Source organism: Aquabacterium sp., assembly GCF_034003525.1.
Taxonomy (GTDB): domain Bacteria; phylum Pseudomonadota; class Gammaproteobacteria; order Burkholderiales; family Burkholderiaceae_C; genus Aquabacterium.
Genome location: NZ_JAVEYN010000015.1, coordinates 1 through 25467, shown reverse-complemented (window position 1 = coordinate 25467; position 25467 = coordinate 1). Strand labels below are relative to the sequence as shown.

Annotated in this window: 23 protein-coding genes; 11 read left to right on the top strand and 12 right to left on the bottom strand. The window is 62.7% G+C overall.

The window, feature by feature from the left end; genetic code table 11:
- Positions 1-31 precede the first annotated feature (31 nt).
- From RBT42_RS10245 to RBT42_RS10205, 9 genes are all read left to right on the top strand, one after another.
- Positions 32-1006, top strand: coding sequence for a tetratricopeptide repeat protein (locus tag RBT42_RS10245; protein ID WP_320364772.1), 975 nt, complete (start codon positions 32-34; stop codon positions 1004-1006).
- Positions 1007-1230: 224 nt separating this feature from the next.
- Entirely contained in the window at positions 1231-1716 is a 486-nt protein-coding gene (locus tag RBT42_RS10240; RefSeq protein WP_320364771.1) for a type IV pilin protein, read from the top strand.
- Positions 1717-1724: 8 nt separating this feature from the next.
- Complete coding sequence (locus RBT42_RS10235; RefSeq protein WP_320364770.1) at positions 1725-2327, top strand: GspH/FimT family pseudopilin; 603 nt, start codon at positions 1725-1727, stop codon at positions 2325-2327.
- A gap of 11 nt (positions 2328-2338) precedes the next feature.
- Positions 2339-2752, top strand: a complete 414-nt coding sequence (locus tag RBT42_RS10230) for a pilus assembly protein PilV (protein ID WP_320364769.1) — start codon at positions 2339-2341, stop codon at positions 2750-2752.
- A gap of 1 nt (position 2753) precedes the next feature.
- Positions 2754-3896 carry a PilW family protein gene (locus RBT42_RS10225; RefSeq protein ID WP_320364768.1) on the top strand — a complete coding sequence of 381 codons (1143 nt, stop codon included), beginning with the start codon at positions 2754-2756 and terminating at the stop codon, positions 3894-3896.
- A gap of 8 nt (positions 3897-3904) precedes the next feature.
- Positions 3905-4588, top strand: a complete 684-nt coding sequence (locus RBT42_RS10220) for a pilus assembly protein PilX (protein ID WP_320364766.1) — start codon at positions 3905-3907, stop codon at positions 4586-4588.
- Between the two features lie 143 nt (positions 4589-4731).
- On the top strand, positions 4732-8559 hold the full coding sequence (locus RBT42_RS10215; protein ID WP_320364764.1) for a pilus assembly protein: 3828 nt from the start codon (positions 4732-4734) through the stop codon (positions 8557-8559).
- A 440-nt stretch (positions 8560-8999) separates the two neighbouring features.
- A complete protein-coding gene (locus RBT42_RS10210; RefSeq protein WP_320364761.1) occupies positions 9000-9140 on the top strand; it encodes a hypothetical protein in 141 nt (46 codons plus the stop codon).
- Entirely contained in the window at positions 9137-9988 is an 852-nt protein-coding gene (locus RBT42_RS10205; protein ID WP_320364759.1) for a carbon-nitrogen hydrolase family protein, read from the top strand. The genes RBT42_RS10210 and RBT42_RS10205 overlap by 4 nt, the downstream gene beginning before the upstream one ends.
- Before the next feature lie 111 nt (positions 9989-10099).
- Here RBT42_RS10205 and RBT42_RS10200 read toward each other — a convergent pair whose 3' ends face one another.
- From RBT42_RS10200 to RBT42_RS10180, 5 genes are all read right to left on the bottom strand, one after another.
- Positions 10100-11032 (bottom strand): PEP-CTERM sorting domain-containing protein, encoded by a 933-nt coding sequence (locus RBT42_RS10200; protein ID WP_320364757.1) that lies wholly within the window; start codon positions 11030-11032, stop codon positions 10100-10102.
- Between the two features lie 187 nt (positions 11033-11219).
- Complete coding sequence (locus RBT42_RS10195) at positions 11220-11615, bottom strand: hypothetical protein (protein WP_320364865.1); 396 nt, start codon at positions 11613-11615, stop codon at positions 11220-11222.
- Positions 11616-11692: 77 nt separating this feature from the next.
- Positions 11693-13054 (bottom strand): c-type cytochrome biogenesis protein CcsB, encoded by a 1362-nt coding sequence (gene ccsB / locus RBT42_RS10190; RefSeq protein ID WP_320364754.1) that lies wholly within the window; start codon positions 13052-13054, stop codon positions 11693-11695.
- Between the two features lie 4 nt (positions 13055-13058).
- Positions 13059-15266: a cytochrome c biogenesis protein ResB gene (locus RBT42_RS10185; protein ID WP_320364752.1), complete on the bottom strand. Its 2208-nt coding sequence runs from the start codon at positions 15264-15266 to the stop codon at positions 13059-13061.
- Positions 15267-15461: 195 nt separating this feature from the next.
- Positions 15462-16088 (bottom strand): c-type cytochrome, encoded by a 627-nt coding sequence (locus RBT42_RS10180; protein ID WP_320364750.1) that lies wholly within the window; start codon positions 16086-16088, stop codon positions 15462-15464.
- A 122-nt stretch (positions 16089-16210) separates the two neighbouring features.
- Between RBT42_RS10180 and yihA the strand changes: the two genes are divergently transcribed.
- A complete protein-coding gene (gene yihA / locus RBT42_RS10175; RefSeq protein WP_320364748.1) occupies positions 16211-17095 on the top strand; it encodes a ribosome biogenesis GTP-binding protein YihA/YsxC in 885 nt (294 codons plus the stop codon).
- On the opposite strand, the gene RBT42_RS10170 is transcribed toward yihA, so the two are convergent.
- The 4 genes from RBT42_RS10170 to pyk all read right to left on the bottom strand — a co-directional run bounded on the left by RBT42_RS10170 (position 17086) and on the right by pyk (position 21648).
- Positions 17086-18000 (bottom strand): phosphoribosylaminoimidazolesuccinocarboxamide synthase, encoded by a 915-nt coding sequence (locus RBT42_RS10170; RefSeq protein WP_320364746.1) that lies wholly within the window; start codon positions 17998-18000, stop codon positions 17086-17088. The genes yihA and RBT42_RS10170 overlap by 10 nt on opposite strands.
- A gap of 159 nt (positions 18001-18159) precedes the next feature.
- Positions 18160-18816, bottom strand: coding sequence for a glutathione S-transferase (locus tag RBT42_RS10165; RefSeq protein WP_320364744.1), 657 nt, complete (start codon positions 18814-18816; stop codon positions 18160-18162).
- 193 nt (positions 18817-19009) lie between these two features.
- On the bottom strand, positions 19010-20074 hold the full coding sequence (fba, locus tag RBT42_RS10160) for a class II fructose-bisphosphate aldolase (protein WP_320364742.1): 1065 nt from the start codon (positions 20072-20074) through the stop codon (positions 19010-19012).
- Between the two features lie 143 nt (positions 20075-20217).
- Complete coding sequence (pyk, locus tag RBT42_RS10155) at positions 20218-21648, bottom strand: pyruvate kinase (protein WP_320364740.1); 1431 nt, start codon at positions 21646-21648, stop codon at positions 20218-20220.
- 120 nt (positions 21649-21768) lie between these two features.
- Between pyk and RBT42_RS10150 the strand changes: the two genes are divergently transcribed.
- Positions 21769-22599: an alpha/beta hydrolase gene (locus tag RBT42_RS10150; RefSeq protein WP_320364738.1), complete on the top strand. Its 831-nt coding sequence runs from the start codon at positions 21769-21771 to the stop codon at positions 22597-22599.
- Between the two features lie 120 nt (positions 22600-22719).
- Here RBT42_RS10150 and RBT42_RS10145 read toward each other — a convergent pair whose 3' ends face one another.
- The 3 genes from RBT42_RS10145 to RBT42_RS10135 form a co-directional block, all read right to left on the bottom strand.
- Complete coding sequence (locus RBT42_RS10145; protein ID WP_320364736.1) at positions 22720-23913, bottom strand: phosphoglycerate kinase; 1194 nt, start codon at positions 23911-23913, stop codon at positions 22720-22722.
- 176 nt (positions 23914-24089) lie between these two features.
- The gene (locus tag RBT42_RS10140) at positions 24090-24473 is read right to left on the bottom strand and encodes a hypothetical protein (protein ID WP_320364734.1); all 384 of its coding nucleotides are present in this window, start codon (positions 24471-24473) and stop codon (positions 24090-24092) included.
- Between the two features lie 271 nt (positions 24474-24744).
- Positions 24745-25197: a DUF494 domain-containing protein gene (locus RBT42_RS10135; protein ID WP_320364732.1), complete on the bottom strand. Its 453-nt coding sequence runs from the start codon at positions 25195-25197 to the stop codon at positions 24745-24747.
- Positions 25198-25467 lie beyond the last annotated feature (270 nt).

The window sequence follows — 25467 nt, the reverse complement described above, 5'->3', positions numbered from 1 at the left end:
ATCTGAATCACCCCGGAAAGATCTGCCCACCATGATCGACATCACCCTTGCCAACTTTGAATCCGACCTGATCAAAGCCTCCCTGCAACAGCCTGTGCTGCTGGACATCTGGGCAGAATGGTGCGGCCCCTGCAAGGCCCTGGGCCCGGTGCTGGAAAAGCTCGAAACCGAGTACGGCGGCCGCTTCCTGCTGGCCAAGGTCAATGCCGACGAGCAGCAAGAGATTGCCGGCCAACTCTCGCAGATGTTCGGCGTGCGCTCCATCCCGTTTTGCGTGATGTTCGTGGGCGGCCAGCCGATCGACGGCTTCGTGGGGGCCCTGCCCCCTGAAAAGATCCGCGAATTCCTCGACAAGCACGTACCCGCGGAGGGCGAAATCGCTTCGGAGCTGGAAACCTTGGAAGCCGAACAACTGGCCGAAGCCGGCGACACCGAAACCGCCCTGGCCAAACTGGAAGACGCCTTGGCCAAGGACCCGAGCAACGACGAGGCCCGCTACGACCTGATCAAGCTGCTGCTGGCCGAAGGCGCGCTGGAGGGCGCCCAGGCCATCTTCGCCCCCATTGCCGACCGCGCCACCGGCCTGCTGGCCGAACAACGCGTCAACGCCTTTGGCCGCTACATCGACGCCCTGGCCTCGGCCCGCCAGGGTCGCTCGCCTGCCGAGCTGTCTGCCGCCATCGAGGCCAATAAACGCGACTTCACCGCCCGCTTCGAGCTGGCCCAAATCTTCTTTGCCAGCGGCCACTTCCCCGAAGCCATGGACGAGTTGCTGGAAATCATCATGCGCGACAAGGGCTGGAACGACGAACTGGCCCGCAAGACCTATGTGGCCATCCTGGAAGTGATGAGCAAGCCGCAACCCAAGCCGATTCCGCCCAAGGCGGCCGCAGCCGCGGGGGCTGACAGCAAGCCGAAGCTGGAGATCGCCGGCAAGGTGGAGGTGACAGCAAATGACCCGGTGGTGGATAAGTACCGACGCAAGCTGAGCTCGGCGCTGTTTTGAGCGCTGAGCTCGACGCCTCCGTAAACACCCCTCACCAAGGCGCCGCCAGGCGGTCAATTGCATGCGATGGACGGTGAGCATCTCGCCGCACGGGGGACCCAAGTGGGTGCCCTCGTTGCCGGGCTGTGATTTTTCAGCCATGTTTGACCCAGATCGGGCATCCCCGCCTTCCCAGACGGCCGCCCTTGTCCGATCATCAAAGCAACCACAAAGGCTTTTTTGGCATGACCGCTTGCAACACACCTCACCCCACCCTGCCTCGCACACACCAGGGCTTCACGCTCATTGAAGTGATGATCACGGTGGCGATCATTGGAATTTTGGCGGCAGTCGCCTACCCCTCGTACACCGACTACATCCGCAAGAGTCATATCCAGGAGGCGTTCAGCAACCTGTCCACTTACCGTGCCAGGTTGGAACAGTACTACCAAGACAACCGAGCCTTCGCGGCCTCTGCCACGGCCACCACCTGTGGAGGTGCTGCCGACACCACCTTGACGGCCGCCGAACTCGGCGCGGAGATCGAATACTTCACCTACACCTGCACCCCCAGCGACAGCGGCCAGGGTTACCTCATCACCGCGACCGGCAGTTCAGGCGCTGCGCCAGGCAACACCTACACCCTCGATCACACCGGCGCCCGGGCTACCACCTCGTTCAAGGGCACATCCGTCACCGCCGCCTGCTGGCTGATCAACGGTTCCTGCTGACACACCCCATGACGAAACAACGCGGATTCACCCTCCTGGAAGCCATGGTGGTGGTGTCCATCATCACCATCCTGGCCTTGGTCGCCGGCCCCAACTTGTCCATCTGGCTGGACAACATCCGCATCCGCAGCGCCGCCGATGCGCTGCAGGAAGGCATGCAAGCCGCCCGTGCAGAGGCCATCAAACGCAATCAGAACATCACGTTCTGGCTGGTGAGCAGCAATGCCGACAATCAACTGGACAACACCTGCGAAGTGTCCAACACGAGCGGCTCCTGGGTGGTCAGCGTCACCGACCCCTTCAGACGATGTGAGGACGCACCGTCCACCACTTCGGCGCCACGCATCGTCACCAAGCGCGGCATCGGCGACAGCGGCGCCCGCGTGGCAGTGACCGCGCTCCAGACCGACGGCACCACGGCAGCCACCTCGGTCACCTTCAATGGTTTCGGTCGGGTCACCAACGCCACCCCCATCGCCCGCATTGACATCACAGGCGTGAACGACGACGTCACCTACCGTAACCTGCGACTCATGATTTCACCCGCTGGCCAGATCCGGATGTGTGATCCCAGCATCGACAGCGCGTCGAGCGACCCTCGCAAGTGTTGAGAAACCGCCCCATGAAAACCTCCCACCTCCCCCGCGGCACCCAGGGCGTGGCCCTGCTCGAAGTCCTGGTGGCGATCCTGCTGTTCGCTCTGGGCGTGCTCGCCCTCGTCGGTTTGCAGGGGGCCCTCACACGCGCACAGACCGATTCCAAAATCCGCACCGATGCCGCCGCACTGGCCAGCGAAGTCATCGGCCGGATGTGGGCCGACATTGACAAGTTGGCTGACTACAACGGCACATCTTGCGCATCCCATACACGCTGCAAGTCATGGCAGGACAAAGTGGCCCTGACCCTGCCCAAGGGCACCAGCACCATCACGGTCACCGCCGGCACCGGCGATGTGGCAGTGCGCTTGAACTGGACCACACCCAGCGGCGAAACCCACCGCTATGAAACCCACACCACCATTGTCACGGCCAATTGAGATGACTGCCTTCCGTCTCCCCCCGCCTTACCACGCACGCCAGAGCGGCTTCACGCTCGTGGAACTGATGGTCGCCGTGCTGCTGGGCCTGCTCACGGTGCTGGTGATCTCGCAGGTGCTGGTGCAATCCGAAGCACGTCGCCGCACCATTTCCTCTGGCAGCGATGCCCAGCTGAATGGGGCTCTGGCCCTGTTCACCCTGCAGCGCGACATCCAGATGGCCGGCTACGGCACCGCCGCCAACCCGGGCTCCATGGGCTGCAAATTGCAGGGGCGATTTGGCACATCGGGCACCCCGTTCGATTTGGCGCTGGCCCCCGTTGTGATCGTCAATGGCCTGAGCGGCGCACCCGACACACTCACCGTGCTGCACGCTCGCCCACGCGCCATCGCCGTGCCCATCCAGGTCAAGGAAAACCACCCCCAGGACGGCACCGCCTTCATCGTGGACTCGTCTCTGAGTGTGGCCGTCAACGACCTGATGATCGCCATCCCGGAGACCGTCACGGACTACGCCACCTCCGTTTGCAGTCTGTTTCAGGTCACCAGCGATGACACGGACCCACTCACCACACTGAGCGCAACCCGCATCCCTCACACCACCACCGGTAGCTCCTGGAACCAATCCAGCGTATTTCCGCCAGGCACACCCGGTGGATTTGCCGCCAAGAGCTACCTGGTCAACATGGGCAACATGTCCCTGAAAACCTACGCGATCAGCGCAAGCCACAACCTCACAACCACCGAAAGGTCATGGACCACAGGCGCCTTGTCCACACAAGACCTGTTCCCGCAAATCGTGAACATGCAGGCCCTGTACGGCAAAGACACCGACGGCAATGGCGTCGTGGACACCTACGACGAAACCACGCCGACGACCCCCGCAGGCTGGCAACAGGTCATGACCATCCGCGTGGCCATCGTGGCCCGCAGCATCAAGGACGAAGGCAGCAACGTCACGACCAGCCAGCCTCTGTGGGACGTTGGCGCCGACGACACCATCACCGGCCCCACGACCAGCGACTGCCACGGCACCAGCAAGTGCATCACCCTGACGGTCAACACACTCCCGAACTGGCAGCGCTTCCGCTACAAGGTGTATGACACCGTCATTCCGCTGCGCAACGTGCTGTGGAATTCCTGAGGTTCAGCATGACACGCACTCCCGCATCCCCAAAACGACAGCACGGCGCCACGCTGCTGTTTGCGCTCCTGACTCTGGTGGCACTGATGCTGTCCACCCTGGCCTTGGTGCGCTCCACCGACATTGCAGCTCTGCTCATGGGCAACCTCGGCTTCAAGCAGGATGCCACCGCATCATCCGAACAAGCCACCCGCGAGGCGGTGGCCTGGCTCAGCGCCAACCTCGCCGCGCTCAATGTCGATGACACCGACCATGGCTACTACGCCAGCACCAAAGAAGTGGTCGCAACACCGCCCGGCATCAGCCCCGTGGATGCCACCGGCACACAACTGAGCGACGCCAGCCGCCAACTCATCGACTGGGACGACGACGACTGCGATGCCGCAAGCTCAGGCACGTTTGCCGCCTGCGAGCTCACGCCCGTCCCGCTCGACGACACGATCAATGGCAACAGCGCCAGCTACATCATTTTCCGCATGTGCGACAAAAGCGGCGACCTGAGCACCGACAGCACGATCAACTGTGTTCGCCCCATGAACGCCAACGCAGGCGGCTCCCCCGTCAAGGGCGACCTGAGTTACGCCGAACCCAGCCGCTTTGGCTCTGCCGCCAGCCCCTACTACCGCATCATCGTCAGGGTGCAAGGCGCACGCAACACCGTGAGCTTCACCGAAACGATTGTCCACTTCTGACCCACGACCTCTTGTCAGGAAAGCGAGAACCCGCCATGTCACACGTCCATGCTGCGCACCGTTTGAAAGTCGCGCCACGCAACGTTGCACGCGCCGCGGCCCTGCTGTGCGCCTCCTTGGCCCTGCCGTACGCCTCCCACTTGATGGCAGCCACCACCGAGATCGACAACGAGCCCCTGGCGACCCGCCCCACCGTGAAGGCCAAACCCAACCTGATGGTGATACTGGACACCTCGGGGTCGATGGCGTGGAGCTACATGCCTGACAGCATGACCGAGAACAGGTCCTGCACCGAAAGTTGGGTCGGCGGCAAATGGACCACCGTCTGTACCTCTCGCTACGGCTTCCGAACCGCCCAGTGCAACGGGGTGGCGTACGACCCGAACATGACGTACGCCCCACCGAAGAAATACGACGGCACCTCCTACGCCAATGCCAGCTACCCCACAGCCAAAAATGATGGCTACAGCGGGTCCGCCGAAACCGACCTCTCCGGTCACTACTACTACACCTACAAGGGCTCACAGCCCAAAATGGGTTGGTTGTACACCGCCGAAGGCGAAGGCGAGCCGGAGGAAAACACCTTCCGTCAGGAGTGCTACAGCCAGGAAGGCTCCGCACCAGGCTCCAGCGTTTTCGAGCGGGTGAATGTGAGCAGCCTGCCAGCAGAGCAGCAAACCAATTACGCGAATTGGTTTTCTTTCTACAGCAAACGCTACCTGCTCATGCGCACGGCCATGGGTCACGCCATGGTCACGCTCGACGACACCTACCGCGTGGGCTTTTCCAGCATCCACGAAACCGGGTTCATCGATGGCGGCACTCGCCACTTCTTGGGGGTGAACGACTTCACCGGGGGCAGCAGCGGACACAAGAAAGCGTTTTATGACAGCCTTTACGCCTCCACCCGATCCGGCGCCACCCCTTTGCGCCAGGCTTTGGCCAACACGGGCAAATACTTCGCAAAGAAGGCAAACAGCACCCAAGTTGACCCGATGCAGTACTCCTGCCAGCGCAACTATGCGCTGCTCACCACCGACGGCTACTGGAACAGCGAAAACGGGACGCAATTGAATGGCAGCACGCTCATCGGCCAACAAGACGGCCTAGAAGACCGTCCGATGCGCGATGACACGACGCTGACCCCAAGAACCACGACAGTCTACAAAGCACCTGCCACACGCACATCAACACAGAACTACACCCAGCGTCGGGATGTGATTTACACCCGTTCCGGCACATACCCCTCCCGGGGAAGGACCTACCCCGTCACCCGAACCACGACCTGTCGACAGAACGCCACCGAATCAACCGTCACCACTCAAGCGGGAACAGCCACCTACACCCAAACCATCACGGGCGAGGCAGCCCCCGTCTATTCAGGGGTGACGTACGATGGGTGGCGAAATGTCAGCACGGAACCGGGCTCCCGATCAGAAGGGAGCATTCCAGCAAGAGACCACTCCTCGTGCAGTACGACCACAGTCCCCACAGGAGCTAGCGACATCACATGGACCACTGGCTGGACGGGCCCCACCTTTGGCACTTGGTCGCCTCTCAGCACCAGCGGCTCACCGACCACCAGTGCCGCAAGCCCAAGCAACCGCTCGGACCCCAGTTTCGTCCTGGACAGTGAAACCTCGGACACCGTCGCTACCGGCGGCACGCCCAACACCCTGGCCGACGTCGCCGAGTATTACTGGAAAACCGACCTGCGCACCTCTGCCTTGGGCAATTGCACCTCCAGCGCCTCGGGTGAAGAAAAGGACACCTGCAACAACATCGTGCCAACGACCGCAAGCGATCCCGCCACGCACCAACACATGAACACGTTCGGTATCGGCATGGGATTGAGCGGCACCTTGCCTTATGACAAGAACTACCTGACACAAACGTCCGGCGCCTATGTGGACCTGAAGAATGGAACGATCGATTGGCCCAAGCCCGAGTTTTCCGAGAGTGGGGGGGGATACTCTGGCAGTTCCGGCGGCCCAACCAACATCGACGACCTGTGGCACGCCTCCGTCAACGGTCGCGGGCAATACTATTCCGCGATGGACGCCGCCTCACTGAGCGAAGCCATCGCAGGTGTCGTCGCCTCCATCCAGAACACCGATGGCGCCTCGTCTGCCGCGGCCACCAGCTCCCTCGAACTGATCGCAGGGGATGACAACCGCCTCTACCGCGCCAGCTACACCACCGGCGCCTGGAGCGGCGACGTCACGGCCTACGCTCTGGCAGGCTCCACCGCCACCGTGTCCACCACTGTGGCCTGGTCTGCACAAAGCTTGCTTAACAGCAAAGACTACACCACCCGCTACATCTACTTCAACAAGGCAGGCACGCTGACGCGCTTCACCTACGACAACCTCCCGACCACGCAACAGACCTACTTCGCCAACCTGTGCAGCAAGACCCCTGCAGTAGCGCAGTGCAGCACACTCTCGGCCGCGGACAAGGACAGAGCCAACGAAGGTGATCGGCTGGTGAAATTCCTGAGCGGTGACCGTACTCACGAAGTGAGCACTGGCTCGGCACCCACCACTGTCGCGGCGCTCTACCGCAAGCGCGAGCATGTGCTGGGTGACATCATCAACGGCGCCCCGGTGTACGTGGGCAAGCCACCATTCAGCTACGCGGACTCAGGTTACGCTGACTTCGCCGCCACCCCCCGCACGGCCATGATCTATGCCGCCGCCAACGACGGCATGCTGCATGCTTTCGATGCCGGCAGCGGCGCAGAGAAGTGGGCTTACATCCCCACGGCGGTGATGCCTAATATGTACAAGCTGGCCGATCGCAGCTATGCGACCCGTCACCAGTATTACGTGGACGGTGCGCCGGTCATGGGTGACATCAAGGTCGGCGATGTCTGGAAAACCATCCTGGTGGGAGGCCTCAACAAGGGCGGCAAGGCCTACTACGCCCTCGACATCACCAACCCCAACTCACCCGCGCTACTCTGGGAGTTCACACACGCCAACCTGGGCTACTCCTACGGCAACCCTGTCATCACGAAGAACGCTGCCGGCACCTGGGTCGTGGCCTTCACCTCCGGTTACAACAACGAAACTGGCGACGGCAAGGGGCGCCTCTTCATCGTCAACGCCAACACTGGCGAAGAGATCGTGAGCGGCGGCATCGCCACCTCTGCTGGAGACACGAGCACCCCCAGCGGCCTCGCCAAGATTAACGCCTGGGTTGAAGACGCTACCAACAACACCGCCACCCGGTTCTATGGCGGCGACCTGTTGGGCAACATCTGGCGCTTTGACTACGACGGGTTGGTCGAGCCTAAGAACAGTGCACTCAAGTTGGGTGTTGCCGAAGTGTCGTCCACCCCTCAGCCGATCACCACCAAGCCAATGCTGCTGCAAGCTGGAGGCAAGCCAGTGGTCATCGTGGGCACAGGCCGCTATCTGGGTGAAAGCGACATCACCGATGCCACGCAACAATCCATCTATGCCGTCAAGGACCCGCTGGTCAACAGCGGCTGGGGAGACTTGCGCACCAACGTGAACTTCGTCGAGCAAGAGTTGACACTGGATGAGGACACGGGAACCACAGCCTCCGTCACCAACAAGGCCGTGGACTGGTCCACCAAGGCTGGCTGGTGGATGGATCTGCCCAACGCGAAGGAGCGCGTCACCACGCCCATGGGTCTGCAGTTGACCACGCTGGTGGTGCCAACCACCATCCCGAAGGGCGATGCCTGCGTATCGGGTGGTTCTTCATGGTTGTATTTCCTGAATGCAGCAACCGGCAGCAACATCGGCGACAACCCTGTGGGCTCTGAGTTCAGCAGCACCAACCTGATTGCGGGGACCAACTGGGTGCGTGACAGCAATGGCAACATCCGCCTGATCGTTCAAACCAGTGACGGCAAGATCGTCACCAAAAAACCCCCAGTGACCGGGAGCGGAGGCTCGGGAACCGCTCACCGCACCTCGTGGCGCGAGTTGATCGATTGACCCACATCTCCCCTGTGTGGCTCTGCGGTGCGCTGTCGGTGACAGCGCACCTTTTTTTGCTCTATCCCTGGCCGTTGCTGCCTGATCCCGGAGCAGCCGCATCCACGCCTGGGGCCGTCAGCGTTCGCGCCGTCGTGCTCTCTCCCGCTCGGACCACACCAGACTCACCCTACGTCGCACAGCCCGCCGCCCCCTCGTCATCGCCAGACAGACCGATGCCAGACACAGTGACCGCCTCAGCGGCCCCCGGAAATCTGGACGATGAGTACATCCCCAGGCCGCAACTCAGCGTCCCCCCCGTGGCGCAATCGCCCATCCTCTTGCCCATGATGGGGGACACTGCGCCAATCGGCCGATTCGTGGGTGTGCTGGCCCTGTACATTGACGAGACAGGACTGGTTCAACGCATCCAGCCCCTGGAACCTCGCCTGCCGCCCGAGATGGAACAAGCCGCCCTCGCAACCTTCCAGAAAACCCCCTTCACCCCCGGTCAAGTGAATGGGATCATCGTCAAATCACGCATCAAGGTCGAGGTGATCTTCGAGAACCTCCCCAACGCCGCACCTGTCCCGTTTCAATGAAAGCCGCCGCCATCCAGATGATCTCCACCCCCCGGGTGGACGACAATTTCACCCAGGCCCGCAGCCTCATCGCGCAAGCAGCTCAGGCCGGCGCCGAACTGGTCGCCCTGCCAGAGTACTTCTGCCTGATCGGCCAACGCGACGTCGACAAACTCACCATTGCCGAACCCCTGGCCGATGCGGATCACCCCGCCACGGCCGGCACCCCCATGCAGCACATCCTGGCTGAAACAGCCAAGGAGCACGGCATCTGGCTGATCGGCGGCACCCTGCCCATCCACGCCCCAGACAGCGACAAGGTCTACAACACGACCTTGGTCTACGACCCGCAGGGCCACCGCGTGGCCCGCTACGACAAGATTCACCTGTTCTGCTTCGATGACGGCGAACGTCGCTATGACGAGGCCACCACGCTACGCCGCGGCCACGAGCCCATGGCCTTCACTCTCACAGACCGGGGCGGCAACGACTGGCGCATCGGCCTGAGCATCTGCTACGACCTGCGTTTCCCGGAGTTGTTCCGCCAACTCGGCGCCCCCCAGCCTCTCGACCTCATCGTGCTGCCCGCCGCCTTCACCGACGTCACCGGCGAAGCCCACTGGGAGTTGCTGCTGCGCGCGCGCGCCGTCGAGAACCTCTGCCACGTGCTCGCCCCCGCCCAAGGCGGACAGCACGAAAACGGCCGCACCACGTATGGACACTCGATGGTCGTGGGCCCCTGGGGCGACGTACTGGCCGTTCAAGCCGATGGGCCCGGCGTGGTCATGGCCGATCTCAGCCTGAGTCGACAACAGCAAGTTCGCACCCAACTGCCCGCCTTGCAGCACCGCGTGCTTCACCGCTGCTGACCTGCGCCCCTCTACGGACGCCCCTTCAGGACCACTTGGCACTGCTTGAAGGGCCGCACCATTGAAAAACCCCGCCGAAGCGGGGTCTGCATGTCAACCAGCTGATAAGGCTCAGGCGCGACGACGACGGGTTGCAGCACTGGCCCCCAAGAAGGCGAGCGCAGTCAGTGCCATGACAGACGGCTCCGGCACGTCCAGGATCGGAGGCAGGCCCAGACCCGCGAAACCATAGCCGTAAGCCGGCGCAAAGCCAGCATCGCTGCCCGTGGTGTAAGAATAGGCTTCCACCCCCACCGAGCCGAGATCGGCCAGCAAGCCATCAACGCTCCCGTTGGCACCGATATAGGTGTCGAATGTATAGGATTCGCCAGCTGCAATGTCACCAAAACCGAAGACAAAGAAGCCACCCTTATCGCCCACAGAATTCACAACATTCTGATCCTGCTCCTGGCTACGGAAGTCCATGGGATTCGGGGCATCAAACGGGTCGGTCGAAGTGGTCAGCACCTTGCCACCCGGGCCGGTCGGCGTGCCGCCGTACACGGTGGTGAAGTTGGCATCAAAATAGCCCGGTGTGACGTCCCAGTCCAGGGTGCGCGCATAACGCACGTCTGTCAAGGTCGCTGCAGAATTGTTCAGCAAGTTGATCGAAACCTTGAACAGTGCGCCACCCGCAGCCGACGAGTAGCTATGAGTGACCTGCAGGCCGTTGGCCAAAGTCACAACCGATTGCGCAGACAAACCCGCACCGGAGGCTGTGGTGGTGGTGAGCAGCGCAGAGACAATGCCATTGTCTGCGCCATCGCCATACGTCCAGTTACCGACACCGTTGGCGGCTGCGCCCCAGCCTTCGCACAGGCAACCCGGCATGATCGCATCGCCGGTCGGGCCAACGAAGCCAACGCCATCACCACCAAGACTCGCGTCATCGTTGACGCCCATTTGGAGCAGGCCGGTACTCAAAACAACGGGGGCAGCTTGAGCGCCGACAGCAAACGCAGCCAAGCCCAGTGCCGACAGCGTGATCTTCAATCGATTCAACATCATTCTCTCTCGTTTGTGGATATGAACAGGGCAAGCGTCTCAGTCACGCGTTTCAAAGCGCCCGCACTCACCAAGCAAAACCCACGCCACAGAGAATGATCCATGTGAATCATGCACTTACAGCACGAATCGCAACCAGAAAAGATGTGCGTGTTAAGTAACCCGACACTCAATCAGCAGGTCAACATCAAGGCATCAAATCAGCCCAATCCGTCCCCGCCGCATCACCGGCATCCGGCGGCATCACCTGCCCCGAAGGCGACAAGCCGGCGTGCCCGCCCCCATACAAAGACAGCGCATGCCCCTGCATTCCCTCCCGGAAATGCTTGCGGTCAAACAGCTTGGCCTGCGCCTCGGTCGGCAGGTCGGTGATGCGCAGCACATTGCGCCGAATCAGCGCATCGATCAGGTCTTCCAGCACGCGGACCAGGTCCGCGTCCATCTGGGCAAACGAGCGCTCGCCCTCCGAGCCCAGAAACGCCTGCACCTCGGGGTGCTGAATCGGCAGAGCGTCCGCCCCGGGCACCGGCTCACGGTGCAGGCTCACGATGGCGCCCTGAGGGTCACGGATGGCGTAGCGCATGCAGACAGATCCCGTCACAAGAATGACCGCAGTGTATCGACCTCAGCGCCGCCGTGTGCCACCGGATCACCGCGCGATCACAAGGTCCCGTAAGAATGCAGCCCCGACAGGAACATGTTCACACCCAGGAAAGCAAACGAGGTCACCAGCAAGCCGGCCAGCACCCACCAGGCCGAGAACGTCCCGCGCAGGCCCTTCATCAGCCGCATGTGCAGCCAGGCCGCGTAGTTCAACCACACGATGAGCGCCCAAGTTTCTTTCGGGTCCCAGCTCCAGTAGCCGCCCCAGGCTTCGGCCGCCCAGAAGGCCCCCAGAATCGTCGCGATGGTGAAGAAGGCAAAGCCCACGGCAATGGCTTTGTACATCACGTCATCGAGCACCTCGAACGAGGGCAACTGCGCCGCGATGCGCCGGCGTGCCGCCACAATCGCCGCCACGATCAAGGCGGCCACACCAAAGTACACCGCCCAGAAACTGCTCAGCCACTGCTCGCTGCCCGGCTTGCTGCGGAACACCACCGGCTCAAAGCACAGCACCACCCCCACCAGCCACAGCGGCGCCAGCTTCCACCAGCGGGTCTCCTCTGCCTGGTGCTTGACCAAGTAGGCAAACGCCACCATGGCCGCCAGGGCGAACGTGCCATAGCCAATGAAATTGGCTGGCACATGCAGCTTCATCCACCAGCTTTGCAACGCGGGCACCAGGGGTTGAATCTCGTGCGCGCCACGCTCCAGCGCGTACCACAGCAGAAAACCCACCGCGGCACTCACCACCAGCATCACAAACGCGCCCAGCGAGCCCAGATCCCGGCCCATGCGGGCAAAACGGTCCTCGTAGTAGAGCCAGTACGCGGCGGTCAGCCAGGCAAACAGCACAAAAACCTCATAGAGGTTGCTCACCGGGATGTGGCCAATGTCCGGTGCAATCTGGTGACTCTCGAACCAGCGCACCAGCGTGCCCACCAGGGCCATGAAGATCCCCGCCCAGGTCAGGCGCGAGCCGAGCTTCGTGGCCGTCGCACTGCGCGCCACCAAGCCAATCCAATAGAACACCGTGCTCATGAAGAACAACACGCTCATCCACAAGATGGCACTCTGGCTGGACAGGAAGTACTTGAGCCAGAACACCTGATCCGCGTAAGCCAGGTCCGCTCCGTGGGCATCGGTATGTCGCAGGTAGAGCGCCATCGCGCCCCAAGTGGCCAACCCCACCAGCACCAGCAACAAGCGCAAAGGGCGCCAGAACCAGCCCAACGCAATCACGCTGGGCACGGCCGCCGCCAAAATGGCTTTCTCGTAACCGTCCATGGCCGCGCCATAGGACGCGAAGCCCCACGCGCCCAGCGCCAACGCCAGCACGGCAAACAACCAGTCGGTCACAGGGCGACGCAACCCGCCCTCGGAGGCCAGCGCCACGCTGGCCGAATGTGAAGTGCTCATGAGATCAGATCTCCTTGGTGGTCGGCCCAGCGGCTGACGCCGGGGCCTCGCCCAGCACCGTCTGGCGCAGGCGATCAAATTCGCGGTCGGTGTCCAGCGTCTGACGCGTGGACGACAAGGCCATCTGCACCCGAGTGCCGCCCTGCGGATCTTGCTGCAGCCACACCCACAAACGCCGATCGCGGATGTAAAGCATCGCAAAGACCCCGATGATCAGCAGCACGCAACCCAGGTACACCACATTGCGACCGGGGGTACGGGTTACTTGGAACACACTGGCCTGGCGCTGCTCAAAACTGTCGAGCATGAACACCACCGGCACGGGGTACAGCATGGCATCCGACAGCGACAGCACTGCCCGGCCCATGAAGGCCTGGACGGCGGGTTCGTCGAGCGACACAGCAGCCAAGCCGGCTTGCGTGCGGCTGAGGTTGTACAGCTCGAACAAGGCGCCATTGAGGATGCGGATCAGCGTGCCTGAGGTCTGCTCCCGCTGCTCGGGAGGCACCACCTGCTCGATGAAGCGCGACAGTCCCATCAGCCCCCCACTTGGCACACTCGCAGCCGCCTGACCCGCAGGCATCTCCAGCGCCACAGCCCCCGCGAACAGGTCCAGCGATCGTTGCGCCGACACCGTCAACTGCTCACGCACCTCCGGCCGATCACCCGGCCCCGCTGCCGCGCCAAATCGCCGGGCAGCCTCGTCGCGCATCGCCTTGTTATTAAGCGCCTGGCGCAAACGCAGCCAGCCTTGCAGGCTCATCGCCTCATCGGCCGGCACCCGCAGATAACGGAAACCTTCGGCGGGCGTGTCACGCACCCCGAGCAGGAACATCCGGTAGCCATCCAATTCCACGGGCACCATGAAGTTCTGATACTCCCGCGCCTGGCCGGCAGCATCACGCAGCTTGTAGGTCACCGACGGGCCGATGTTCACCAGTTGCTTTTTGCCCGCCGGCTTGGCGCCAGAACCCAGGTGCTTGCTCAATTCCGTCAAGTTGACGCCGCGCACATCGGTAGAGGCGCCAGCCGGATTGGCACTCTGCGCATCGGCCAGGTTCTCCACGTTGATCACGCGCAGCCCGGTCACCTCCAACTGCAGAGGACCGCTTCCCTGGCCAAGCCAATCGGCCGGCAACGCCCCCGGCGCACCGCCGCCCACCATGGCATCTACCACCTCCGGCCCACTGCGCGGCCCCGCCCGATCCAGGTGCAGCGGACGCAACTTGACCAACGATCCCCCGTCCTCAAAGCTCGACTGGAAGATCGTCACGCCGTCGTACACCACCGGGTGGTTCACTTCGACCGTGTAAGCCTTGGGCGCGGCCACCCGTGGGTCGTGGATCACGATGTCGCTGGCGAAGCGCTTGGGCATGCCCGTCTCGTAGTACTCCACCACGAACTTCTTCAGCTCGATGTCAAACGGCAGCGGCTGCACCAGCATGCCCTGATCCATCTGGATCACCGAGGCATTGGTGCGCTGGCCTTCCGACACGAACAACTGCGCCCGATAAGCCGGGTTGCGTTCGCTCAGTCGGCTGTTGGCCGGCTCGGTGCCACCCTTGAACGGCTGCAGGTCCTGCGCCCAGGCCTGCGCCTTGACCACCAGGTCGCCATCGAACAGCCCGCCCAGGCACACCAGCACGATGGCCGCGTGTGCCGCGATGTACCCCACCTTGTTGGCCTTGCCCAGCCGGGCCGCGATCATCACGCCGGCCTCGCCCTGCGGCGAAGCTTCGCGCCGCTGCGTCTTGATCGACCAACCTTGTGCCTGCAAAGTCTGCAGCACCTGCCCTTCGACCGTGCTCACCGGCTCGGTCAACTGACCCATTGCCTTGTGATGAAAAGCCTGCAAGGCCCGCTCGCGAATGCCCTCCTTGTGCGCGCGCCAGTCGGCCACGATCTTGGGCGTGTTGCGGGCAATGCACAGGCTGGTCGAAACCACCAGAAAGGCCAGGATCACCAGAAACCAGGCCGAGCTGTAGATCCGATACAAACCGATGGCACCGAACACCTCGGCCCAGAACGGCCCGAACTGATCCACGTAATTGACCATCGGCTCGCCCTGCTTGACCACGGTCCCGATGGCCGAGGCGATGCAGATCACCGTCAGCAGCGCGATGGCAAAGCGCATCGACGCCAGCAGATCCAGCAACTCACGGCGTCGCGAGCGGCGCGCCGACACAGGAAGGGGAGAGGCTTCAGCAGTCATAAAGTCAGACAGAACCGTGGCGGACTATAGCGACAAGGTCGGTCACCACGTCGTCGTGGGGGCATGCGCCATCACCCGGGCAGCCAAAACAAAAGGCGGGCACCCCGCAACTGGGATCCCGCCTGGGCATGTCGAGCATGTCTCATCAAGTCACGACCGGCGCGCTGGCACAGTCCGAGCGCGCCAGCATGGCGCTCAGCGCAGACCAGCGATGTAGTCGGACAGCGCTTCGATTTCCTTGTCGCTCAGGTTGGCGGCAATGGCCGTCATCTGAACGCTGTTGGTGCGCTCGCCCTGGCGGAACGCGGTCAGCTGCAGCTTGGTGTAGTCGCTGTGCTGGCCACCCAGACGCGGGTACTGCACGGGCATGCCGGCGCCATTGGGGCTGTGGCAGCTAGCGCAAGCGGCGATGCCCTTCTTGGCGATGCCGCCGCGATAGATCTTCTCGCCCAAGGCGACCATGTCCTTGTTCTTGGCCGTGCCCACAGGAGCCTTCTTGCTGCCATAGAACGCGGCGACATCACGCATCTCGTCGGCTGTCAGAGGGGCGGCCATGCCCGACATGACGGCGTTCTTGCGCTTGCCTTCCTTGAACTCGGTCAACTGCTTGACCAGGTACTCGGGGTGCTGGCCTTGCAGGATCGGGTAAGCGGGCAGACCACGCGAACCGTCGACCGAGTGACAGGCCGCGCACACGGCCGTGGCCTTGGCTTCGCCCGCAGCCAGATTGGGCTTGGCGGCTTTGGTGTCGGCACCATGGGCCAGGCCGGACAAGGACAGGGCCACCGAGGCAAGGGCAATCAGGTTCGAGAAGCGCTTCATGGCGTAGGGGCGGTGAGTTGGCTGTGGGGGTGAAACCGGCGGCAGGCGCTCACTCCCGCGATCAAAAAACGGGATCGAACACCTGCTTTTGGCAGTTGAATCCGGAGATTTTACAATGCCCTATGACCCGTCACACACCCAATCGCCCCGGCTCGGCCAAACAGGCCCCCTCCAAGACGGCCTCCGGCCCACAAAAAGCCGCCACACCGGCCCGTGTGCCTACGCAGGATCTGGCTCGCCACCCTGCCAAGGACGCCCTGGCCTGGGCCCACACGGCCCGCTTCTACATCACGGCGGCCCTGCTGCACCAGGTACCCGTGAGCGAGCTGCCCGAGGTCGCTTTCGTCGGTCGCTCCAATGCCGGCAAGTCCACTGCCATCAACACCCTGGCCCAGCAGCGCCAGCTCGCCTATGCGTCCAAGACGCCCGGGCGCACCCAGCACATCAACCTGTTCCACCTGGGTCCGAAGGCGGCCCCCAACCAAATCTGGACTGACCTGCCCGGCTACGGCTACGCCGCCGTCGAACGCTCGGCCAAGCAGCGCTGGCAGGAGGTGATGGCGCGCTACCTGGAAGTCCGACGCAATTTGAGTGCGGTGGTGCAGATGGTGGATTCGCGCCACGGTTTCACCGAATTGGACCGCCAGTTGCTGGAGTTCGTGACGCCCCGCGTGCGCAGCGGTGAAGTCAAGCTGCTGGTCATGTTGACCAAGGCCGACAAACTCAACCGCAAAGAGCAAGCCGAATCTCTGCGCAAGGCACAAGAAGTCCTCGCCGACCTCGTTACCGAGGAATCCGATGTCAACGTGACGCTGTTCTCCTCGCTCAACAAGAGCGGGGTGGGCGATGTGGCCGAGGTGCTGCACGGCTGGGCGGCCTCACCCGAAATGGCCGAGGCCCTCGCGGCCGCGCAAGCGGCCCAAGCCGCCGCAGAGCCCCTCCCGGACCACTGGGACGACGAAGACGAAGGAGACGCCTCAGCGGCGTCCCCGCGCGATCAGGCCTGACCGGTCAGTCGCACCAGGGCTTCCTGGTACTTGGCAGCGGTCTTCTCGATCACATCCTGCGGCAAGGCCGGCGACGGTGCGGTCTTGTTCCAGGGCTGACCGTTGACCGTGGCCTGCTCCAGCCAATCGCGTACGAACTGCTTGTCGTAGCTGGGCGGATTGGCGCCCGCCTGGAAGGCCTGCTCATAGCCTTCCACCGGCCAGAAGCGCGACGAATCGGGCGTCAGCACCTCGTCCATCACGGTCAGCGTGCCGTGCTCATCCAAGCCGAACTCGAACTTGGTGTCGGCAATGATGATGCCCTTGGTCAACGCGTAATCAGCGGCCGTCTTGTACAGCTTGATGGCCAGATCGCGCACCTGCGCCGCCAGGTCCGCGCCGATGATCTCCACCATCTTCTCGTAGCTGATGTTCACGTCGTGGTCGCCCATTTCGGCCTTGGTGGCCGGCGTGAAAATGGGCTCAGGCAGCTTGCTGGCGTTCTTCAAACCAGCCGGCAGCTTCACGCCACACACCTCGCCGTTGTCCTGGTACTCCTTCCAGCCACTGCCGGCCAGGTAGCCGCGCACCACGGCCTCCACGGGCAAAGGCTTGAGCTTCTTGACCAGCATCGAGCGGCCTTCCACCTGACGACGCTCTTCAGGCTTGACCACACTGCAGGGGTCTTCACCGGTCAGGTGGTTCGGTGCCACATCCTTGAGCAACTCGAACCAGAACAGCGCCATCTTGGTCAGCAGCGCGCCCTTGCCCGGAATGGGCTCACCCATGATCACGTCAAACGCGCTGATGCGGTCCGAGGCCACCATCAGGATGCGGTCGTCACCCACGGCATAGTTGTCACGCACCTTGCCACGGGCAAGCAGGGGCAGAGAAGTCAGGGCAGAGGTATGCAGGGCGGAGGTCATGAGGCGGTCACCTGGTCAAGCGTGACACCGGCAACGGCGTCACTGAAATCGGCAAAGCGGTATTGTGCCGCCTCCCGCCGCCGTCGCACAGCCGTGCCCCGCCACCTGGGGCAACTCGCTTTGCCACGTGCCCGTCACTCGCCCCCCTCACTGACCGCGTTACTTCCCCATGCGCGCCTGCTGATCGGCCTTGCGATCGGCGGCCACTTTCTGAGCCGTCGGGCGCTGCTCGATCAGCTTCACATAGCTCTTCCAGTCGATCCCGGCCGCGGCCACCAAGTCCTCTCCACACACCAGCTTGCTGGCCAAGGCAGCCAAGGGCAAGCTGGTGTACACGGCACAGTCGGCCATCGTGAACGTGTCTCCCGCCGCATACGGTGCAAACTGCGCCAGCTCACGGAATGCCACCAGGTTGCGGGCCAAGTCCTTCTTGACCCGCGCCACGAACTTCTCCGACAAGGTGCCGCCGAAGAAGGCCTGCGCATACAACTGGCGAGCGCACAACTCCACGTGCAGATCGCAGTACGTGATCAACTCACGCACCTTCGCCGCCTGCCACGGATCGGCTGGGATCAAGGCCGGGCTAGGCCAGCGCGACTCGATGTAATCGACGATGACCTGGCTCTCGCACAGAAAACCCTGCTCGGTCTCGATGTAAGGCACCTTTCCCAGGGGCGACTTGTCGGCATGCGCCTCGGGATCACTGCCAGGGCCGACCGGCGCATGCACCTCCTCGAACGAGATGCCTTTTTCCAGCAAGACCAACTTGACCTTGTTGTAGTAGTTGGACAGCGGGAATCCGTACAGCTTGAGCATGGCAACACTCCGATGAGCCAGTGAAACAAACACGCAGCTTAAGGCCTGCGCCACGACGCCCGCCCCACCACAAACCCGCATCCCCGCGCAGCACCCGTCCTGAAAAACAAAACCGGCGAAGGCTCGCGCCCGCGCCGGTTGTTCTCACACCCGACCGTTCGGTCGGCTGTCAGGGTTGTTCAGTCCACATCGATCAGGACACAACCTGAGCCAGCTTGCCACTGGCGTACGCTGCCGCGATGTCGACCAGGCTCACCGGCTTGATCTTGCCGCCCTGGCCTTCGCATCCAAACTCCAGATAACGCTGCTTGCAGACCTGCTTGGCCGCTTCGCGAGCGGGCTTCAACCACTCGCGGGCATCGAACTTGTCCGGGTTCTCGAACATGAACTTGCGCACGGCACCGGTCATCGCCAGACGGATGTCGGTGTCGATGTTGATCTTGCGCACGCCGTACTTGATGGCTTCCTGGATTTCCTCGACGGGCACGCCGTAGGTTTCCTTCATCTTGCCGCCGTACTGGTTGATGATGGCCAGCAGCTCTTGCGGCACCGAGGACGATCCGTGCATCACCAGGTGGGTGTTGGGGATGCGCGCGTGGATTTCCTTGACACGGCTGATGGCCAGAATGTCACCCGTGGGCTTGCGCGAGAACTTGTAGGCGCCGTGGCTGGTACCGATGGCGATCGCCAGGGCGTCCAGTTGCGTGGCCTTCACGAACGTGGCGGCCTCTTCCGGGTCGGTCAGCATCTGGCTGTGGTCCAGCTTGCCAGCAGCACCGATGCCGTCTTCTTCGCCCGCGTCACCAGTTTCCAGGTTGCCCAGGCAACCCAACTCGCCTTCCACGGTCACACCCACCTTGTGGGCCATTTCCACGACCTTGCGGGTCACTTCGACGTTGTAGTCGAACGAAGAGGGGGTCTTGCCGTCTTCCATCAGGGAGCCGTCCATCATCACAGAGCCAAAGCCCAGATCGATGGCGCCTTGGCACACCTTGGGCGACGTGCCATGGTCCTGGTGCATCACCAGCGGAATGTGGGGATAGGCTTCCACCGCAGCCTGAATCAGGTGCTTGATGAAGGACTCGCCAGCGTACTTGCGGGCGCCGGCCGAAGCCTGCAGGATCACCGGGGCCCCCACCTCGTCGGCAGCGGCCATCACGGCCTGCACCTGCTCCAGGTTGTTAACGTTGAAGGCCGGAATGCCGTAGTTGTTTTCAGCAGCGTGATCCAGCAGCTGACGCATCGAGACGAGTGCCATGAGTTCCCCAGTGAGCAAATGAGCGGTGTGAACCAAAAAACAACGCGCACACAGGCGCGCGTCAAACTGGGCGAGATTCTACCGAGACCCGCCTCCAGCCCCAAGCCCCCGAAGCGAACGCCGAGGCTTTTCCCGGGGTTGCGTCAGTGCACGGCGCACACCTTGAGCATGTTCGTGCCACCAGGCGTGCCCATCGGCTCCCCGCAGGTGATGGCATAGGTGTCCCCCGGACGCAGCAGGCCACGGGCCACCAGGAAGGTCTCTGCCTGCGCCAGCGCCTCGTCCCGATCCGCGTAACTCGGCACCAGCAGCGGGTGCACATTGCGGAACAGGGCCATCTTGCGCTGCGCCACGTCACGCGCCGTCAGCGCAAAAATCGGCACGTGAATGCGATGTCGGCTCATCCACAGGGCCGTCGACCCCGACTCGGTCAAGGCAATGATGGCCTTGCATCCCAGGTGGTACGCCGTGAACAGCGCCCCCATGGCGATCGACTGGTCGATGCGGCCGAAGGTCTTGTTCGTGAAGTCCGCATCCAGCGACACCTCCTCGGCGTGCTCGGCTTCGCGCACGATGTTGGCCATCTGCTCCACGGTTTCGACCGGGAACTTGCCCGCGGCCGTCTCGGCGCTGAGCATCACCGCATCCGTGCCATCCAGCACCGCATTGGCCACGTCCGACACCTCCGCACGCGTCGGCACCGGGTTCACGATCATCGACTCCATCATCTGGGTCGCCGTGATCACCACCTTGTCCATCTCCCGCGCCATCTTGATCATGCGCTTTTGCAGCGCTGGCACGGTGGCATTGCCCACCTCCACAGCCAAGTCGCCCCGCGCCACCATGATCCCGTCCGACGCCTTCAGAATGCTCTCCAGGTTCGGAATGGCCTCGCTGCGCTCGATCTTCGCGATCAAGGCCGGACGGTGCTTCCAAGGCTCACCGGCCACATTGCACAACTGGCGCGCCATCTCCATGTCCGTCGCATTCTTTGGAAACGACACGGCGATGTAATCGCACTGGAAGCTCGCGGCCGTCTTGATGTCTTCCATGTCCTTGGCCGTCAACGCCGGTGCGGTCAACCCGCCGCCCTGCTTGTTGATGCCCTTGTTGTTGGACAACTCGCCACCGAGCTTCACCACGGTGTGCACCGCCTCGCCCCTCACGGCCTCGACCGTCAACACGATCAAGCCATCATTGAGCAACAGCGTGTCGCCTGGCTTGACATCGCGCGGCAACTCTTTGTAGTCCAGGCCCACGCCCTGCTGGTCGCCCAATTCGGTCCGGCTCGCATCCAGCACAAAAGGCTGCCCCGGCTCCAGCATCACCTTGCCTTCGGCAAACTTCCCCACGCGAATCTTCGGTCCCTGCAGGTCCGCCATGATGGCGACCACCTTGCCCACCCGCTGCGCGGCCTCCCGCACCAGCTGTGCGCGGTCAATGTGGTCCTGCGCCTTGCCATGCGAAAAGTTCAATCGGACCACATCGACGCCTGCCTGCAGCATCTTCTCCAGCACCTCCGGTGTCGAGGAAGCGGGACCCAGTGTGGCGACAATCTTGGTGGCACGCGGCATGTTCAAAGCTCAAGAGTGGTTGGTTCTCCCTCAGTGTCACACCAAACGCCAGGCCTGAAAATATCGCTTGCCCCTGCACGGCGTCACGTCCCCGTCGTGACGCCCGAACGCAACAACACCATGGCCCCGCCCGTCCTCCATCGCACCATCGTCTTTTCACACGCCAACAGCTTCCCGGCGCGCACCTACCAGGCGCTGTTCGAGTGTTGGCAGGCCCAGGGCTACACCGTCCACGCCATCGAGCAATACGGACACGACCCACGCTACCCCGTCACACCCAACTGGCCGCACCTTGTGACCCAGTTGCACGACTTCATCGTCCACGACGTCGGCCACCCTGCCTACCTCGTCGGACACTCACTGGGCGGCTACCTCAGCCTCATGCTGGCCAGTCAACACCCCCAATGGGCCCAAGGTGTGGTCGTCATGGACTCGCCCATCCTGCAAGGCTGGCGCAGCGCGGCCGTGGGCCTGGCCAAACGCATCCACCTCATCGACCGCGTCATGCCCACGCGCGTGGCCGCCCAGCGCACCCACGAGTGGCCCAGTCTGCACGCAGCCCAGCAACACTTCGGCATCAAACCCAAGTTTGCGGCCTTCCACCCGCGCGTCCTTCAGGACTACCTCTCACACGGCCTGGAGGCCCTGCCGGAGCAGCCCACCTACCGCCTGCGCTACCAACGAGACGTGGAAGCCGCCATCTACAGCACCATGCCACACCGCCTGCTGGCCACCTTTCGGCAGCACCCACACCAATGCCCTCTGGCCTTCATCGCAGGCACCCATTCTCGCGAACTGCGCCGTGGTGGCCTGCACGGTGCGCGCCAGTTGGTCGGACCGCACCTCAGCTGGGTCACTGGCAGCCACCTCTACCCCTTCGAGCGTCCTGTGGACACCAGCGAAGAAGTCCTGCGCTGGCTCAGCCATTTCGAAGCCCTGCGTGCCTCCTGAGCCTGCACCGTCCCTCCGCACCACAGGCAAAGGCATCCCCCCGGCACCCACCAAAACAAACAGCCCCGATCTGGTGAGATCGGGGCTGTTTCGCTCAGCACTGGGCAAGCGTACGGACAATCAACCTGCAGCGCGCCTGCTCAGAATCTCGAAAGCCGGCAAGGTCTTGCCCTCCAGAATCTCCAGGAAGGCACCACCACCCGTCGAGATGTAGTTCACATCCTTCTCGATGCCGTACTTCGCAATGGCCGCCAGCGTGTCGCCACCACCCGCGATGCTGAACGCAGGCGAGTCGGCGATGGCACGCGCGATCGTCTCCGTGCCGTGCGAGAAGGCGTCAAACTCAAACACCCCCACCGGCCCGTTCCAGACGATGGTGCCCGCAGCCTTCAACTGCTCGGCCAACTTGGCCGCCGTCTTCGGGCCAATGTCCAGAATCATGTCATCGTCGGCCACTTCGTTGGCAGCCTTCACCGTCGCTGGCGCATCCGCCGCGAAGGTCTTGGCCACGACGACATCTTCGGGAATGGGCACCGCGGCGCCACGCGCCTTCATCGCCTCGATCACCGCCGTCGCCTCGCCCACCAGATCTGGCTCGGCCAGCGACTTGCCGATCTTCAAACCGGCCGCCAGCATGAAGGTGTTGGCAATCCCGCCCCCGACGATCAGACCATCCACGTTCTTCGCCAACGCCTGCAAGATGCTCAACTTGGTCGACACCTTGGAGCCGGCCACAATCGCCACCAGCGGACGCTTGGGCGCTTCCAGCGCCGTGTTGATCGCATCGATCTCGGCAGCCAGCAAAGGACCTGCGCAAGCCACCTTGGCAAACTGCGCGATCCCATAGGTCGTTCCCTCAGCCCGGTGAGCCGTCCCGAACGCATCGTGCACAAAGATGTCACACAACGCAGCCAGCTTGCGCGCCAACTCTTCGCTGTTCTTCTTCTCGCCCTTGTTCAGACGGCAGTTCTCCAGCAACACCACCTCACCTGGGTGCACGCTCACACCGTCCACCCAGTTGCGGACCAGCTTCACCTCACGCCCCAGCAACTCCCCCAAGCGCTGAGCCACAGGGGCCAGCGAATCTTCAGGCTTGAACTCACCCTCTGTCGGACGACCAAGGTGCGACGTGACCATCACCGCCGCGCCAGCCTTCAACGCCAACTCGATCGCCGGGACCGAGGCGCGAATGCGCGTGTCCTCGGTGATGTTGCCCGCGTCATCTTGCGGAACGTTCAAGTCAGCGCGGATGAACACGCGCTGGCCAGCGACACGCCCTTCGGCCACAAGGTCTTCAAATCGGAGAATATTCATGGTGGCTGCCGCCTCAATGTCGAAAAGATGAAAACCGACATTGTAAAAAGGTCTGAGCCCTTTTAACGCGACCAGCCCCCTCGCCGCCACGTCACACCGCGCAGCGGCACGATTCGCCATCGTCTAGACCTGCCGCCACCCACCGAAACAATCCACTGGAGCGAGCGCCAGACGGCCTACTTGCTCTCCGACGCCACACCGGCATCTTCGTCAGACGTCGCTTCGGGCTGCGTCGCTGCAGTGACAGGCGACTTCAGGGGCACGCCAGCGCGCGGCACTACGGGCGCGATCCCGTCGATCTTGTTCTCGCGCATGTACTCATCCATCTCGCGCCACCCCTCGAACACCGCAGACTTCTCCGCCTTCGGGTTGAGCAGATAACAGTCCTCAATGGCCCGCATCGCATGCCGGCAAGCCGCACCAATGGCCTTTGCTTCCGCCCCCTTGCGCTGAGCAACCTTCTCTGGGGTATCAATCCCCAGCTGGTCACACCCCCCGAGCAGACACGCACCGACGACACCGCCCATCAAAATCAGGAATTTACGCATACCGGAAAGCATAGCAGCCACTCTCAGCGTTTGGGGAGTCCTTCATGCCACCACAAGGGCACCTCGCCCAAGCAAGCACGTCACACCACCCGACACGACCCACGTCTAGACGCAGGACAGCTGCCCACACCACTCACTAGACCCTTCTAGCGAAAATGGCCAGGACCTCGAAGACCCCATCTATGGTCTAGCTTCTAGCACCACTCAACGTCAGATGCGCCCGCTTACAAGATGGCCCAGGAAGAACAATTCCGCCACGAACGACGCACATCACCGAACACCATCAGTGCATCACACGCTCGACGTCGTCCACGAACAATTCATCCAGTATCAGCGCATCCGGCTCTTCACCCAGACTCCAAAACACCAATAACAACAATATCTTGAAATCGTCGAGCCCCACTGGCCCGTTGGGAACGGCACACAACCGATCCAGCACCACTTCCCGCAGACTCGGCGTCAACACACCAGCAGACTCGAGAAAGCAAAGAAAGCCCGCGGCTTCGGCGCCCAACCGATCCATCTCGACGTCGCAATACACCCGCGTACTGAGCACATTGGCCGCGACCGAACGCCCATGCACCAAGGAAAGCAAACCATCCAGCCAGCGGAGCGCGTCGGAGATCTCTTCCGGCTCAAACCCGAGCGCGGCCAGCTTTCGCGCCAGCACCTCCGACTCCGGACAGGCATCAGGTCGCCAGTAGTGCTCGTAAAGATACACAAGTACGTCAAACATGACCCACTATTCCCCACCCCGACACAGACGACCAGTCGAACACACCACCAGGCTCGCGCCGGCACATCACTGGCTGGCCCCCTTAAACATAAGGCCCACAGGAAGGCAGCGCACACCAAGTGGAATGAGCCTCTAGCCAGAACAACGTATGCGTCCGGTGAAGTCATCTTGAGATCAAACGCGTGACCCGCAACGATAGTGTCCACCAAGGAGATTAGTGGACACTATGCAAAGCACGCCAACGAAGCGCACGCGTCGATATCACCCGCC

What these genes read in the sequence shown, in the direction of transcription:
- RBT42_RS10245 (WP_320364772.1), top strand. Translation starts at nt 32, where the DNA reads ATGATCGACATCACCCTTGCCAACTTTGAATCCGACCTGATCAAAGCC.
- RBT42_RS10240 (WP_320364771.1), top strand. Translation starts at nt 1,231, where the DNA reads ATGACCGCTTGCAACACACCTCACCCCACCCTGCCTCGCACACACCAG.
- RBT42_RS10235 (WP_320364770.1), top strand. Translation starts at nt 1,725, where the DNA reads ATGACGAAACAACGCGGATTCACCCTCCTGGAAGCCATGGTGGTGGTG.
- RBT42_RS10230 (WP_320364769.1), top strand. Translation starts at nt 2,339, where the DNA reads ATGAAAACCTCCCACCTCCCCCGCGGCACCCAGGGCGTGGCCCTGCTC.
- RBT42_RS10225 (WP_320364768.1), top strand. Translation starts at nt 2,754, where the DNA reads ATGACTGCCTTCCGTCTCCCCCCGCCTTACCACGCACGCCAGAGCGGC.
- RBT42_RS10220 (WP_320364766.1), top strand. Translation starts at nt 3,905, where the DNA reads ATGACACGCACTCCCGCATCCCCAAAACGACAGCACGGCGCCACGCTG.
- RBT42_RS10215 (WP_320364764.1), top strand. Translation starts at nt 4,732, where the DNA reads ATGGCAGCCACCACCGAGATCGACAACGAGCCCCTGGCGACCCGCCCC.
- RBT42_RS10210 (WP_320364761.1), top strand. Translation starts at nt 9,000, where the DNA reads ATGGAACAAGCCGCCCTCGCAACCTTCCAGAAAACCCCCTTCACCCCC.
- RBT42_RS10205 (WP_320364759.1), top strand. Translation starts at nt 9,137, where the DNA reads ATGAAAGCCGCCGCCATCCAGATGATCTCCACCCCCCGGGTGGACGAC.
- RBT42_RS10200 (WP_320364757.1), bottom strand. Translation starts at nt 11,032, where the DNA reads ATGTTGAATCGATTGAAGATCACGCTGTCGGCACTGGGCTTGGCTGCG.
- RBT42_RS10195 (WP_320364865.1), bottom strand. Translation starts at nt 11,615, where the DNA reads ATGCGCTACGCCATCCGTGACCCTCAGGGCGCCATCGTGAGCCTGCAC.
- ccsB (WP_320364754.1), bottom strand. Translation starts at nt 13,054, where the DNA reads ATGAGCACTTCACATTCGGCCAGCGTGGCGCTGGCCTCCGAGGGCGGG.
- RBT42_RS10185 (WP_320364752.1), bottom strand. Translation starts at nt 15,266, where the DNA reads ATGACTGCTGAAGCCTCTCCCCTTCCTGTGTCGGCGCGCCGCTCGCGA.
- RBT42_RS10180 (WP_320364750.1), bottom strand. Translation starts at nt 16,088, where the DNA reads ATGAAGCGCTTCTCGAACCTGATTGCCCTTGCCTCGGTGGCCCTGTCC.
- yihA (WP_320364748.1), top strand. Translation starts at nt 16,211, where the DNA reads ATGACCCGTCACACACCCAATCGCCCCGGCTCGGCCAAACAGGCCCCC.
- RBT42_RS10170 (WP_320364746.1), bottom strand. Translation starts at nt 18,000, where the DNA reads ATGACCTCCGCCCTGCATACCTCTGCCCTGACTTCTCTGCCCCTGCTT.
- RBT42_RS10165 (WP_320364744.1), bottom strand. Translation starts at nt 18,816, where the DNA reads ATGCTCAAGCTGTACGGATTCCCGCTGTCCAACTACTACAACAAGGTC.
- fba (WP_320364742.1), bottom strand. Translation starts at nt 20,074, where the DNA reads ATGGCACTCGTCTCGATGCGTCAGCTGCTGGATCACGCTGCTGAAAAC.
- pyk (WP_320364740.1), bottom strand. Translation starts at nt 21,648, where the DNA reads ATGCCGCGTGCCACCAAGATTGTCGCCACACTGGGTCCCGCTTCCTCG.
- RBT42_RS10150 (WP_320364738.1), top strand. Translation starts at nt 21,769, where the DNA reads ATGGCCCCGCCCGTCCTCCATCGCACCATCGTCTTTTCACACGCCAAC.
- RBT42_RS10145 (WP_320364736.1), bottom strand. Translation starts at nt 23,913, where the DNA reads ATGAATATTCTCCGATTTGAAGACCTTGTGGCCGAAGGGCGTGTCGCT.
- RBT42_RS10140 (WP_320364734.1), bottom strand. Translation starts at nt 24,473, where the DNA reads ATGCTTTCCGGTATGCGTAAATTCCTGATTTTGATGGGCGGTGTCGTC.
- RBT42_RS10135 (WP_320364732.1), bottom strand. Translation starts at nt 25,197, where the DNA reads ATGTTTGACGTACTTGTGTATCTTTACGAGCACTACTGGCGACCTGAT.